General features: G+C 74.9%; 12 protein-coding genes. 2 read left to right on the top strand and 10 right to left on the bottom strand.

What is annotated here, in order from left to right; translation table 11 throughout:
* Positions 1–842: carbohydrate kinase (locus I4I78_RS21630; protein ID WP_218613282.1), on the top strand; the 842-nt coding region annotated here is incomplete at its 5' end.
* Positions 843–943: 101 nt separating this feature from the next.
* Here I4I78_RS21630 and I4I78_RS21625 read toward each other — a convergent pair.
* Positions 944–2029, bottom strand: coding sequence for a glycoside hydrolase family 16 protein (locus I4I78_RS21625; RefSeq protein WP_218613281.1), 1086 nt, complete (start codon positions 2027–2029; stop codon positions 944–946).
* Positions 2030–2191: 162 nt separating this feature from the next.
* Between I4I78_RS21625 and I4I78_RS21620 the strand changes: the two genes are divergently transcribed.
* Positions 2192–2659: a cupin domain-containing protein gene (locus tag I4I78_RS21620; RefSeq protein WP_226380178.1), complete on the top strand. Its 468-nt coding sequence runs from the start codon at positions 2192–2194 to the stop codon at positions 2657–2659.
* 77 nt (positions 2660–2736) lie between these two features.
* Here I4I78_RS21620 and I4I78_RS21615 read toward each other — a convergent pair whose 3' ends face one another.
* The 9 genes from I4I78_RS21615 to I4I78_RS21575 all read right to left on the bottom strand — a co-directional run bounded on the left by I4I78_RS21615 (position 2737) and on the right by I4I78_RS21575 (position 12750).
* Positions 2737–3306: a TetR/AcrR family transcriptional regulator gene (locus I4I78_RS21615; protein WP_218613280.1), complete on the bottom strand. Its 570-nt coding sequence runs from the start codon at positions 3304–3306 to the stop codon at positions 2737–2739.
* Positions 3307–3353: 47 nt separating this feature from the next.
* Entirely contained in the window at positions 3354–4385 is a 1032-nt protein-coding gene (locus I4I78_RS21610) for a PHP domain-containing protein (protein WP_218613279.1), read from the bottom strand.
* 16 nt (positions 4386–4401) lie between these two features.
* Positions 4402–6003, bottom strand: a complete 1602-nt coding sequence (locus I4I78_RS21605; protein WP_218613278.1) for a CHAD domain-containing protein — start codon at positions 6001–6003, stop codon at positions 4402–4404.
* Between the two features lie 92 nt (positions 6004–6095).
* The gene (locus I4I78_RS21600; RefSeq protein WP_374225891.1) at positions 6096–7556 is read right to left on the bottom strand and encodes an AMP-binding protein; all 1461 of its coding nucleotides are present in this window, start codon (positions 7554–7556) and stop codon (positions 6096–6098) included.
* Positions 7557–7721: 165 nt separating this feature from the next.
* Positions 7722–9206 (bottom strand): FAD-binding oxidoreductase, encoded by a 1485-nt coding sequence (locus tag I4I78_RS21595; RefSeq protein ID WP_218613277.1) that lies wholly within the window; start codon positions 9204–9206, stop codon positions 7722–7724.
* A gap of 79 nt (positions 9207–9285) precedes the next feature.
* Positions 9286–10329, bottom strand: coding sequence for a pyridoxal-phosphate dependent enzyme (locus I4I78_RS21590; protein ID WP_308252280.1), 1044 nt, complete (start codon positions 10327–10329; stop codon positions 9286–9288).
* Positions 10266–11210, bottom strand: coding sequence for a GHMP kinase (locus tag I4I78_RS21585; RefSeq protein ID WP_308252279.1), 945 nt, complete (start codon positions 11208–11210; stop codon positions 10266–10268). The genes I4I78_RS21590 and I4I78_RS21585 overlap by 64 nt, the downstream gene beginning before the upstream one ends.
* 11 nt (positions 11211–11221) lie before the next feature.
* Positions 11222–12028, bottom strand: a complete 807-nt coding sequence (locus tag I4I78_RS21580) for a Rossmann-like domain-containing protein (protein WP_218613275.1) — start codon at positions 12026–12028, stop codon at positions 11222–11224.
* Positions 12025–12750 carry a methyltransferase domain-containing protein gene (locus I4I78_RS21575; RefSeq protein WP_226380177.1) on the bottom strand — a complete coding sequence of 242 codons (726 nt, stop codon included), beginning with the start codon at positions 12748–12750 and terminating at the stop codon, positions 12025–12027. Before I4I78_RS21575 ends, I4I78_RS21580 begins: the two co-directional genes overlap by 4 nt.
* Between the last annotated feature and the right edge of the window lie 197 nt (positions 12751–12947).

Here is a 12947-nt window from a genome sequence, read left to right as displayed (position 1 = left end):
CCCGCCTCGGGGTCCCGGCCCGGATGCTCGCCCGGATCGCCGACGACCTGCTGGGCCGCAAGCTGCGCGCCCACCTCGACGGCAACGGCGTCGACCTCGCGCACGTGATCCGAGCGCAGGAGCAGTCGTCGCTGGCGCTGGTGGAGATCGCCGAGGACGGCGTGGCCAGCTACGACTTCCGGATCTCCGGGACCGCGGACTGGCAGTGGACCGCCGCCGAGCTCTCCGGCGCCCTCGACCCGGACGGCACGACGCCGGTGGTGGCGCTGCACTCCGGCTCGCTCGCGCTGACCACCCCGCCCGGGGCGGACGAGCTGCGGGGCCTGATGGCGCGGGCCGTGGACACCGCGACGATCAGCTACGACCCGAACTGCCGTCCGCTGCTGATGGGCGACCCGGCCGACGTCCTCGGCGGGGTGCACGAGCTGCTCGGCCTGGCCGACGTGGTCAAGGTCAGCGACGAGGACCTGCGCTGGCTGATGCCCGGCCACGAGCCGGCCGACGTGATCACGGCGTGGCTGGAGCTGGGGCCCGCGGTCGTCGTGGTCACCCTCGGCGGCGAGGGCGTGGTCGCCGGCTCCGCGAGCGGGCTGCACACGACCCGCCCCGGGCAGAAGATCGACGTCGTGGACACCGTCGGCGCCGGGGACAGCTTCTCCGCGGCGATGCTGGCCGGGCTGCACCGCCGCGGCCTGCTCGGCGCCGCCGCGCGCGACGACCTGTACCGGATCGACGCCGCCACCCTGGACGCGGTCCTCGACGAGGCGGGCGCGGCCGCGGCGATCACCTGCTCGCGCCACGGCGCGGACCCGCCCACACTCGCCGACCTCGGCCTGCGCTAGGTACTGCGTGCGAGGACGTGGGCGGCGAGGACGTGGGCGGCGAGGGACGGCCCCAGTTCTTTGCGTCCCTCGCCGCCCACGAATCCGTGGGGCAGCCGGCCTCAGCCGGTGGTCGTGGGGTGCAGCGTCCGCACCCGCGGTGCGGTCGCCGCCTGCTCGCTGCCGCTCTCCTCGCCCGAGCCCGCGTCGTCGCCCGAGCCCGCGTCGTCACCCGAGCCCGCGTCGTCGCCCGAGCCCGCGTCGTCACCCGAGCCCGCGTCGTCGCCCGAGCCCGCGTCGTCGCCCCCGCTCTGCTGCGGCGGGGCGGTGCCGCCCTGGGCACGGGGCGTGCGGTCCGGGTAGTCGTCGGGCTGGCCGGTGGCCGGCGCGCCGGGGGCCAGGGTCAGCTCGGCCGGCTTGCTCTCCGGCAGGGCCCACTGGCTCGCCCAGTCCATGTGCATCGCCGACGGTCCCCCGGCCTCCGGGAAGTAGTCCATCTGCATGGTCATGTTCATCGGTCCGGGCGGGAGATGGTCCTTCTCCGTCGTGGAGTACCACTCCTCGCCGTTGACGAAGACCGTGATCTTCTCCGGGGTCCACTCCAGCGCGTAGGCCGACCACTTCGTGGCGTCGTTGCGCACGGTCGCGGACTCCTGGTCGTTGTTCTCCCCGTAGTGCAGGAAGAACCCGGTCTCCTGGCGGGAGTCGTCGCTGATCTCCATCCAGTCGATCTCGCCGCCGACCGGGAAGTCCTCGGCCACCGGCCAGAGCAGCAGCAGCGCGTTCAGGCCGCCCTGGCCCTTGTCCGAGCGCACGCAGGACTCCCAGCGGCCGTACTGCTGGCCGGGGTGCCAGCTGACCGCGCCGGTGGTGCCGTCCTCCGTCGCGTTGATCGACATCGCGCCGTCGGCGACGGTGACCGCCTCCGGGGTGCGGGTGCCCTTCTTGTCGTGGCCCGGCTCGGGGCCGTAGGGGTGCCAGTCCGGCGGCACCTGCGTGCCGTCGAAGTCGGAGCGCCGGGTGGGCTCGCCCCACCCGAGCTTCTGCGCGGCGGTGGTCGGGCAGTTCCCGGCGGCCGGCGCTGCGGGCGCTGCGGGCGCGGACCGGACCGGCGCGGGCGCAGGCGCGGCGTCGGCCGTGGCCGCCGTACCGACCGCCGTCGAGGCTGCGACCGTCGCGGCGGCGAGAACGGCCAGGGATCGGGACATCGCGTGCGTTCGCACCGTTCGTCTCTCCCGTCACTCGTTTCTCAGGACTGCACTCATTTCACCGCAGATCGTGATCAACGCTAGCTCTTCCACCCGTTCGGAGTGCCCCCGTTCGTGCGCCGTTCGCATGTGTGATCTCACACGCGGTCACCACCGGTGACGATGAGGGAGACTTCCCGGATGGCCGTCCCGGAGCTCGTCACCGTCCTCGACCTGGCCGCCCACCCGGAGGGCGGCTGGTACCGCCGGACCTGGACCTCCCCGGTCACGGTGCCCACCGCGCACGGTCCGCGACCGACCGCCACCGCGATCCTCTACCTCCTCGACGGGGTCTCCCGGTGGCACCGGGTCCGCTCCGCGGAGCTGTGGTGCTGGCACTCCGGGTCACCGGTCGAGCTCGCGTTCGGCGGCGACGGCGAGACCCCGGACGGGACGCGGACGCGGCTGCTGGGCCCACCCACGGCCCCGGGCCCGGAGCAGGAGCCGGAGCCGGAGCAGGACGCGCCGAGCCCCCAGATCGAGGTCCCGGCGGGGATCTGGCAGGCCGCGACGTGCCGCGGCGACGAACCGGCGCTGATCACCTGCGTGGTGTCGCCGGGGTTCGACTTCGAGGACTTCGAGATGAAGTGAGCGAGAGGAGCTTGCGGAACGAGCCAGCGGCACCGAGAGGAGCTTGCGGAACGAGCCAGCTACGCAGCCTCCCCCGCTCAGGGGGTGGTCATCACGACCTCGAACATCCGGGCGCCGTGCTCGAGCACCAGCTCCCGGTCGACGTCGGTCTCGGCGTCGAGCCACGCCAGGGTGATCTCGGTCAGGCCGCCGAGGCAGAAGTGCGCGGCGATCTGCAGACGGCGCGGTTCGGCCGCGGTACCGACCACCTGCGCGGCCATCACCGCGGCGAACCCGCGGAACGAGCTGCGCCGGCGCGACCGCAGCTCCGGGCAGCCGACGGCCTCGACCAGCACCGCGGCGTGCCGGGGGTCGCGGTCGATGCAGGCGACGTAGGCCCGCATGCCCTCCCGCAGCCGCTGTTCGTGCGGGGCCGCGTCCATCGCGGTGAGTACCGCCGACGCCCGCTCGTCGGTGCTGCGGTCGAACACCTCGCAGAGCAGGTCCAGCGGGCCGGTGAACTCGTCGGTCATCTCCTCGACCCCGACGCCCGCCGCGGCGCACGCCGCGGGCAGGGTCACCGCCGCCCAGCCGGCGTCCGCCCACAGCTGCAGGCCCGCGTCGACGACCTCGTCCAGGGCGTCGGCACCGTCGTCACCGTCCTCCACGGCGCGAAGCATGGCAGGTCGGGCCCGTCCGCGGGTGCGACCCGACCTCATCCGCGGTGCGACAGCAGCGCCTGCGCGTCCCAGGTGTTGCGCACGCGTGCGGCCGGCACCCCGCACGCGACGGCGCGCTCGCAGCCGTTGCCGAGCCAGTCCAGCTGCCCGGGCGCGTGCGCGTCGGTGTCGATCGAGAAGTCGCAGCCGGCCTCGACGGCCAGGCGCAGCAGCCGCTTGGGCGGGTCCAGCCGCTCCGGACGGGAGTTGATCTCGACCGCGACGCTGTGCTCGGCGCACGCGTCGAACACCCGGGGCGCGTCGAAGTCGGACTCGGGGCGCTTGCGCCTACCGGTGACCATCCGCCCGGTGCAGTGCCCGAGCACGTCGACGCGCGGGTTCGCGACGGCGGTGAGCATCCGCTCGGTCATCTCGGGCCCGGCCATCCGCAGCTTCGAGTGCACGCTGGCCACCACGACGTCGAGTTGGTCGAGCAGGTCCGGGTCCTGGTCCAGCGCGCCGTCGTCGAGGATGTCGACCTCGATCCCGGTCAGCACCCGGAACGTCGACCCGTGCTCACCGAGGCGGGCGTTGAGGTCCCCGACCTGCTCGATCTGGGCGCGCAGGCGGTCCGCGGACAGGCCGTTGGCGACGGTCAGGCGCGGCGAGTGGTCGGTGACGACGAGGTAGGAGTGCCCGAGCGTGATCGCGGTCTCGACCATCTCCTGCAGCGGCGAGCCGCCGTCGGAGGCGTCGGTGTGCGAGTGCAGGTCCCCGAGCAGCGAGGCCCGTAGCTCCTGCGCGGCGGCGTCGAGCGGGGTGCCGTCGGTGGCCTCGAGGCGGCGCAGGTAGACCGGCTCCTCGCCGTCGAGGGACTCGGCGACGCACCGCGCGGTGACCTCGCCGACCCCGCGCAGACCGACGAGCTCACCCGCATCGCGCAACCGGGTGAGCTCGTCGGTGTCCTTGCCGCGCAGGGCGGCCGCCGCGGTGCGGAACGCCCGCACCCGGTACGTCGACTCGTGGCCGCGTTCGAGCAGGAACGCGATCCGCCGCAGATCCTCGACCGGGTCTCGGGCATCGCTCACGGCGCAGATGCTGCCACTACGACATCCAGCGGCGCTGCTTCTTGTCCCAGACCCGCTCCCAGACCTCCGGCACGGTCGTCTCGATCTCGTGCGCCGTCGCCACGTCGCGGCCGTAGAGCAGGCCGAAGGTGAACCCGTTCTGGTTCTCCGCGCCGGCCTGCGCACCGAGCTCGCGCAGGGTCTCGCGGGCGACGACGGCGTCCTGGTGCGCCCCGAGCTCGTCCTGCAGCTCCTCCAGGCCCCGGGAGAACCTCTTGGCGTCCTTGCCGACGACCGGGCGGACGACCTCGGTGGCGTAGCGCAGCTGCTTGCCCGTGCGGCGGGCGCCGTGCAACGCCTCGTCACGCTCGGCTCCCGAGCCGTCCCCGGACCCCTCGACGTCGCGCAGTGCCGCGTCCATCCGCTTGCCCAGCTTCCTCGCGGTACCCGCGACCATCGCCGGCATCACCTTCCCGGCCGGCTTGCGGGCGAGCGAGGAGAGCGGCGGGTCGATCAGCAGACGTGCCAGTGCCCCCTGCAGCGCCGCGTAGCGCGGGCCGTCGACGGTGCCCATCACGGCCGCGCGGGCCTCCGCCTGCTGGCGGGCGAAGTGGCGCGTGACCTGTGCACGGACCGGCCCGAGGACCAGCTCCGGCGGGAGGTCGTCGAGCGCCGACTCGATCCGGGATTTGATCACCTCGACGTCGCGGTCGCCGGCGAGCGAGCGCCCGAGCCACTTCAGCTCGGCGACCACGTGCTCGACCCGCCTGCCCTCGAGCAGGCCGGTGTAGGTGCGCAGGGCGCTACGGATCCGCCGCGACGCGACGCGCATCTGGTGCACGGCGTCCGGCTCGTCCTCCCGCAGTTTCAGCTCCTGGGCGGCGAGGCGGTCGACCTGGGCCCCGATGTAGTCGAGCAGCAGCGCGCCCGCGGAGCCCTTCTTGCCGCTCCAGCGCTTCGGCGTGGCCGGCGCGAGCTCGGACAGCATCCGCGCCAGGGCCTCGTCGGCGCCGTGCGGGGCGCGGGTGAAGCCGGTCTCGCGCAGCCGGGCGTCGAGCTGTTCGAGCAGCGCGGACCCGGTGCCGTTGCCCCGGGTCACCTCGGCCTCGGACCAGTTCTCGACACTGGTGGAGGTGCCCAGCGTGGACGCCTGGACCTCGTCGCGGGCCAGCGTCGCGATCTCCTGGCCGGACAGGTCGCGCAGCCGGGAGGTGGTGCGCACGATGCGGATCCGCCCGACCGGCGAGATCGGCTCGTCGCCGCGGACACCGCGCAGGAGGACGTCGATCTGCTCCGGCACCACGTCCGGGTCCACGCCCTCGACGTCCGGGGCGGCCAGCGGCACCCGCAGCTGCTCCTCCGGACCGCCGTCGGGCAGGGTCAGCTGCCAGTGCGCCGAGTCCGGCGCGCGGTGCACGACCAGCGTGATCCCCGCCGCGGCCAGACGCAGGTCGGCGGTGTCGTAGCGCTCCTGCTCGATCACGTCCTGGTCCTCGGCCACCTCGACCGTCTCGACACCGTCGATGTCGGACAGACGCGGCGCTCCGGTGTGTGCGGGGCCGCGGTAGGTCGTGGTGTCCGGGGCGCGGGCCTCGTGGGCCCGGCCGGCGATGTCTCCTGTGTGCACGCTGTCGTTCATGACTCGGGGTTCCCGGTGATCCATCTCCCCAACCGGGGCCATCCGGGGGAAACCGGACACGCACCCGGAGCAGGCACCGGCCGAGCAGGGTCTCAGAGCAGCTTCTTCTGCACCTTGCCCATGTCGTTGCGGGGCAGCGAGTCACGGAAGCGGATCTCCCGCGGGCGCTTGTGCGCGGCCAGCAGGCCCACCACGTGGGCGACGAGCACGTCCGGCTCCGGAGGCGCACCGTCGGCGACCACGTAGGCCACCACCCGCTCCCCCAGGTCCTCGTCGGACTCGCCGAGCACCGCGACCTCGGCCACCGCCGGGTGTTCGAGCAACGCGTTCTCGATCTCCCCGGCGCCGATCTTGTACCCGCCGGACTTGATCAGGTCGGTGGCCTTGCGACCGACCAGTGCGAGCGCGCCGGAGGCCGTCCACCGTCCGATGTCGCCGGTGGCGTACCAGCCGTCGGCGGTGGTGGTCCCGGCGGTCGCGTCGGGGAGGTTGAGGTAGCCGGAGAACAGCCCGGGACCACGCACCTCGACCCCGCCCAGGCCGTCCTCCTCGGCACCCTCGGGCGCGTCCGCCTCGGCCGGGAGCGGGGCCAGGCGGACCTCGGTGCCCGGCAGCGGTCGGCCGACCGTGCCCACCTCGGGCTCCTCGTCGGCCCGCGCGGCGGTGAGGATCAGGGTCTCGGTGAGCCCGTAGCGCTCGCGGACGCTGTGCCCGGTCAGCGCCGAGATGCGGGCGTGGTCGACGGCGGTCAGCGCGGCCGAGCCGGACACCAGCAGCCGGGCGCGCCCCACGGCGGCCGCGGCACCCGCGTCGGCCTCCAGGTCGGCGGCGAGGCGGTGGTACTGGGTCGGCACGCCGAACACCATCGTCGCGCCCCCGTCGACGGCCGCGGAGAGCTCGGTCGCGCTCAGCGCACCGAGGTGGTGCAGCGTCCCGCCGCGGCGCAGCGGGCCGAGCGTGCCGAGCACCAGTCCGTGCACGTGGAACAGCGGCAGCGCGTGCGCCAGCACGTCGTCCCCGGTCCACGCCCATGCCTGGGCGAGTGCGTCCAGGTTGGACGCCACGGCGCCGCGCGAGAGCACGACGCCCTTCGGCGCGCCGGTGGTGCCGGAGGTGTAGACGACCAGGGCCGGCGCATCGGCGCCCGGCTCGTCCCCCGGTGCTCCGGTGGTGGACGGCGCGGCGGTCGGGTCGACGTCCACCCTTCTCAGCCCGTCCAGCGCCGCCGGCAGCGCGACGTCCGGCGCCGCGAGGATCGCCTCGGGTGCGGAGTCGGAGAGCACGTGCCCCAGCTCCCGCTCCCCGTTCTTCGGGTTGACCGGCACCACCGGCACCCCGGCGCGGAGCCCGGCGACGACGGCCACCGCGGTCGGCAGCGTCGGCGTCGCCCACACCGCGACCCGGGACAGCCCGGCGATCCGCGCCGCGACACCCCCCGCGACCCCCGCGAGCTGCCGGTAGGTCAGCGCACCGTCGTGCGTGCTGCCGGAGAACCGCAACGCCTGCGCGTCGGTCGGGTCGGTCAGGGCCGGGAACAACGGGCCGGTCTGCACTTCTCGACACCTCCACGTCGGCGGGGTCGCACCGGCGCCGGTCGTGGCGCGGTGCGGGTGTGCTCTCCTGCGATCATCGCATCGGCCGACACCCGCAGCCTCGCCCCGAGGGCGCCGGGGAGTGTGACGCCGGTCGCCGGGCTCGACCCTCTGTGGGCGGTACGGCTACGCGAGGGCCTTGCCCGGGTTCAGGATGCCGTCCGGGTCCAGGGCCTGCTTGATCGCGCGCTGCATCGCCAGGACGCCGGGGCCCAGCTCGCGGGCCATGCCGTCGCGCTTGAGCAGGCCGACGCCGTGCTCGCCGGTGACCGTGCCGCCGAGGTCGACGGCCAGGGCGACGATCTCGTCGAACGCGGCCTGCGCGCGGGTGCGGGCCTCCTCGTCGCCGTGCGGGACGATGATCAGCGGGTGTAGGTTGCCGTCGCCGGCGTGCGCGATGTTGGCGATCCTCGTCTCGTGCCGGGCGGCGATCTCCTCGACGCGCCCGAGCATCTCGGCCAGGCGCCCGCGCGGCAGGCAGACGTCCTCGGTGAGGACCGCGTCGCCGGCCTGCTCGATCGCCGGGTAGGCCATCCGGCGGGCGTCGAACAGGGCCTCGGCCTCGACCGGGTCGGTCGAGGCCATCGCCTCGGTGGCGCCGTGCGCGCGGAACGCCTCCAGGATCGCGTCGGCCTCGACCTGCGCGGCGGGTTCGGGCAGGTCGGTCTGGGCGAGCAGCAGCGCGGCGGCGTCCTCCGGCAGGCCTGCGTTCTTCCAGGCGTTCACCGCCTGCAGGCAGACCCGGTCGACCAGCTCGAACGCGGCCGGCTGCAGCCCGGCCTCGGTGACGGCGGCGACCGCGGCCCCGCAGGCGGCGAGCGAGTCGAAGAACCCGACCACCGTGCGCGGCGGCGTGGGGCGGGCCGGGCGCAGCTTCACCGTGACCTCGGTGATGATCCCGAGCGTGCCCTCGGACCCGACGAGCAGGCCCGCGAGGTCGTAGCCGGCGACACCCTTCGCGGTGCGGCGCCCGACCCGGAGCACCTCGCCGGTCGCGGTGACGACCTCGAGCGCGAGCACGTAGTCGCGGGTCACGCCGTACTTCACGCAGCACAGCCCGCCGGCGTTGGTGGCGACGTTGCCGCCGATCGTCGACCAGGGGGCGCTGGCCGGGTCCGGCGGGTACCAGAGGCCCTGCTCCGCACACGCCGCGCGCAGGTGGTCGTTGATCACTCCGGGCTGCACGACGGCGAGGCGCTCGGCGCGGGAGATCTCCAGGATCCCGGTCATCCGCTCCAGGGAGAGCAGCACGCACCCGTCGACGGCGTTCGCGCCGCCGGACAGGCCGCTGCCCGCCCCGCGCGCGACCACCGGCACCCGGTGCCGGGCGCAGGCGGTGACCACGGCGGCGACCTCGGCGGTGCTGCGCGCCCGGACGACGATCAGCGGCGTGCCGAACTCGGCCCACTCCGCGTCGTCGTGCACGTAGGGGGCCACGGTGTCCGGGTCGGTCAGCAGCCGGTCGGCCGGGAGCGCGGCGGCCAGCTCGGTCAGCACCGCGCGTCCCGCGTCGTCGGGTTCGACGACGTCCAGCTGCGCCGGGGCGGTGGACACCCCGAACGGGCGGTCCTCGGCGGGGGCGGGTGCGTCGGCGGTGACGGGGTCGGCCATGCCCCGACGGTAGGCCGCCCCCTCCGGCCGGTGCCACCGCCGGGCGCCTCACCCGGTGCGCACCGCCGAGCGCCCCTGGTCAGCGGGTGACCGGGGCCACCGTGTCCTCCGGCGACACCCGGGCCGCGGGCGGTGCGGGGGCGCCCGCCCACTCCGTCCGCGACCAGGGCAGCGCCGGCCCGTCGGTGCCGGTGACCTCGTGCGGGGCCAGCGACTCGATCGGCAGCGCCTCGTCGTGCCGGGCGAACACGGTGTCGACGTAGCGGTGCCCGGTGTCGGCGGCGATCACCACGACCGTGCGCCCCGGGTCGCGGCGGCGTTCCCAGCGCGCCGCGAGGTAGGCCGCCCCGGTGGAGAGCCCGGCGAACACGGCGTGCCGGCGCAGCAGGTCCACGCTGCCCGAGAGCGCGGCCGCGAACCCGGTCCAGTGCACGACGTCGTAGCGGGAGTGCACGACGTTGCCGAACGGGATGGAGCTGCCGATCCCGGCGATGATGATCTCCGGGTCGGACACGTGCTCGCTGCCGAACGTGACGCTGCCGAAGGGCTGCACCCCGACCAGGCGGGTACCGGGTGCGTCGCGGCGCAGGTAGCCGGCCAGCGCGCCGGTGGACGCTCCGGACCCGACCCCGCCGACGAGCGTCAGCGCCTGGTTCCCGAGCTCGGCCGCGACCGTCCGCGCGACCGAGCGGTAGCCCAGGTGGTGCACCTCGTCGTGGTACTGGCGCATCCAGTGCAACCGCGGGTCCTGCGCCAGCAGCGCGCGGATCCGGGCGACCCGGCGGTTCTGGTCCAGCTTCAGGTCGGCGCTGGGCGGCATCTGCTCCAGGTGCGCGCCGAGCACCGCGAGCTGGGTCCGCACCGCGGCATCGACGGTGGTGGAGCCGACGATGTGGCAGCGCAGCCCGTGCCGGTGACAGGCCAGGGCGAGCGCGTAGGCGTAGATGCCGCTGGAGCTGTCCAGCAGGGTGTCGCCGCGCCGGACGGCGCCGGTGGAGAGCAGGTGCGCGACCGCGGCGTCGGCGGAGAGCACCTTCATCGTCTCGAACCGCAGGCAGATCAGGCGCTCGTCGAGGCGTACGAGGTCGGGCCGGCCGACGGCCTGGCTGACGTGGTCGTCCACTGTCGTCCTCCCGAAGGTTCATGTTCCGTGCCGAAGACCGAGGTCACGGGCAGGCCGTGCGCGTCCAGCGCCGCGGCGGCGCGGTGCAGCGACTGCGCACGGGCCGGGTCGAACAGGAGCCCGGCGACGTTGCCGCTGTGCGCGACCTGCACGCCGACGGCCCCGCTGTCGCGCGCGATCCCGATCAGCAGCTCGAGCTCGGGGCCCGGGCGGTGCCGCCGGGCACTGGCCGTGGCGACGGCGCCGAGCAGGGCGGCGTCGCGGTGCGCCACCGCGCGGCGGAGCAGGTCGCGCAGGTGCTCGAACGCCGCGACGTCGGCGTCGTCGTAGCTGCGGACCGCGGCGAGGGTGTCCACCGGGCGCCCTCCGCCGGTGACGCAGCCGAGCACCCGCACCGCCGGCAGCGCCGGACCGAGCTCCTCCAGCACGTGCCCGTCGCGGTGGGCGAACAGCAGCGGGCGGTCGTCGAACATCGTGGGGTCGCAGGCCGCCTCGGCGGCCACCGCGAGCCGGGCCACCACCCGCGCCGTCGGCGTCACACCGGCCGCGTCGGCGACCGCGCGGATCGTGGCGACGACGTCGCCGGTCGAGGACCCCATCCCGAGCCCGACCGGCACCGCGCCGGCCAGCTCGACCCGGCCGCCCGGCCCGGCCCCGACCGCGTCCGCGGTGAGCCGCGCCGCCCGTTCCGCCTTCACGCGCCCGGCCGGGACGACGGTGACCGCGTCCGCGGACGGGTCGGGGACGAACACCGCGCGGGTCCCGGCGCCGGGCATCAGCAGCGTCACCAGTCCGTGCCGGGGCGCGCCGCACGCGTCCCGGAACGCACCCTGCAGCAGCTCGCCGTGGTGGTGGCGGGCGTGCCCTCTTCCGATCCTCACCGGCCCGATCCTCACGACCCGGCCCGGTACCGGTAGAGCCGGGTCGGCTCCGCACTGAACTGGGAGAACGGGAACGGCTCGGCGGACAGTGCCGCCACCCCGTCCCCCAGGAACGCGCGCGCCACCGCGCTGCCGGTCTGCGCGTACACGGTCAGCGGGACCCCGCGGTCGCGACATCGGGCGAGGATCGGGTCGAACGTGGCGTTGGACAGCGTCATACCGGTCGCGACGACGGCGTCCGCGGCGTCGATCACCTCGTCCGCGGAGTCCGAGACGGGCTCGCCCCACTGCGTCGTCCGCAGGTCCAGGTCGCACGGCAGGCACTGCGCCCCCCGCTCGCGGATGGCCGCCACCAGCGGGTTCACCACCCCGATCAGCGCGACCTTCGCCCCGGCCGGCACGTCGAGCAGCCCGGCGACGGCCGCGTCGCGGGCCACCGCCCGCTCCTCCGGCGTGCCGTCGGGCAGGGTCACCGGCTCCGGGACCGGGTCGTCGCGGAACGGGCGCTGCCGGCCCAGGTAGGCGTCGAGTGCCGCGATCCGCAGCGGGTACGGCGCGTCGCCCAGCAGGTCGGCGATCGAGCTCCCCGACGCGTCCTGGCAGGCGACGGGGTCCAGCACCCCGGCCCCGACCGCGGCCGCGCCGAACGCGCGCCCGCACCGGACGAGCACGTAGTGGTTGCGGTAGGTGACCTGCCCACCGGCCAGGCGCGTGCCGTGCCCGAGCCAGAACACGCTCGTCGCGGTCAGCGTCTCCGGCGGCTCGCCGTGGCGGCCGTCGAGGACCTCGCCGAACAGGGCGTCGACCGTGCCGGTCACGCCCGCGCCCCGGCGGTGAAGCGGAACAGGTAGGTCAGCACGCCGTCGTCCCAGTCGTGGCGCAGTGCCACCTCGGATGTGAACCCGTGGGCCACCGCGTGCGCGACGATCTCCCGCAGGTCCGCGGTGTTGGACGCGATCACGTACACCTCGGCGCCGGGGGCGAGCACGTCGCGGCCGGCGAGCTGGGCGAAGAACCGCTCCAGCAGCGGCGCTCCGGCGCAGACGTTGCGGACGACGTCGGGGTCGTCGCTGACAGGCCTGCTGACCGCGGGCGGGTTGAACGTGACGACGTCGACCCGGGTGTCCTGCGGGAACCCGTCCAGGACGTCCGCGACGACGGCGTGCACGCGGGTACTGCGCTCCCCCGCCGGACGGGCCGGGGCGAGCCGGCGGGCGTTGTCGGCGGCGGTCGCCACGCTGGCCGGGTGGACGTCGACGGCGTAGACATCGGCGGCGCCGCGGGCCGCCGCGGCGGCCACCTCCACGCCGAGCCCGCAGCCCATCGCGAGGTAGCGGCGCCCGCGCACCTCGATCTCCCCGGACAGCACACGATCGAAGATCATCGCGCTGGTCAGCCCCGGGCGGAAGACCCCCGGTGGCACCTCGATGTCCCAGCCGTTCCAGCGGTAGCTGCGGGTCGTGTGCAGGTCGCCCTTCGGCCGGTTGAGCTCGACGATCCGTTCGGCCGGCAACGGCGGCGGCAGGGTCAGTAGATCCATAGCGTTAACGGTAATCATTTTTGATTAACCGGCAAGCGGGACGCCGGGTGCGGAGCGTCACCAATCGCCCACTGGACCTCGGACCGGGCGACTGTTACTAGTATCGATAATCATGTCCACCACGCATGCGGCATCGCCCGCCACCGACCCCGGCCCCGCCCGGCGACCCGGGAGGCTCGGCGGGCTCGCCGTCCTCG

Source organism: Pseudonocardia sp. KRD291 (assembly GCF_019263595.1).
In the GTDB taxonomy this organism is placed as follows: domain Bacteria; phylum Actinomycetota; class Actinomycetes; order Mycobacteriales; family Pseudonocardiaceae; genus Pseudonocardia.
This window is presented reverse-complemented; position numbering and strand designations above follow the sequence as displayed.

Coding starts and splice junctions, on each gene's coding strand:
- I4I78_RS21625 (WP_218613281.1), bottom strand. CDS start 2,029: ATGTCCCGATCCCTGGCCGTTCTCGCCGCCGCGACGGTCGCAGCCTCG.
- I4I78_RS21620 (WP_226380178.1), top strand. CDS start 2,192: ATGAGGGAGACTTCCCGGATGGCCGTCCCGGAGCTCGTCACCGTCCTC.
- I4I78_RS21605 (WP_218613278.1), bottom strand. CDS start 6,003: ATGAACGACAGCGTGCACACAGGAGACATCGCCGGCCGGGCCCACGAG.
- I4I78_RS21595 (WP_218613277.1), bottom strand. CDS start 9,206: ATGGCCGACCCCGTCACCGCCGACGCACCCGCCCCCGCCGAGGACCGC.
- I4I78_RS21575 (WP_226380177.1), bottom strand. CDS start 12,750: ATGGATCTACTGACCCTGCCGCCGCCGTTGCCGGCCGAACGGATCGTC.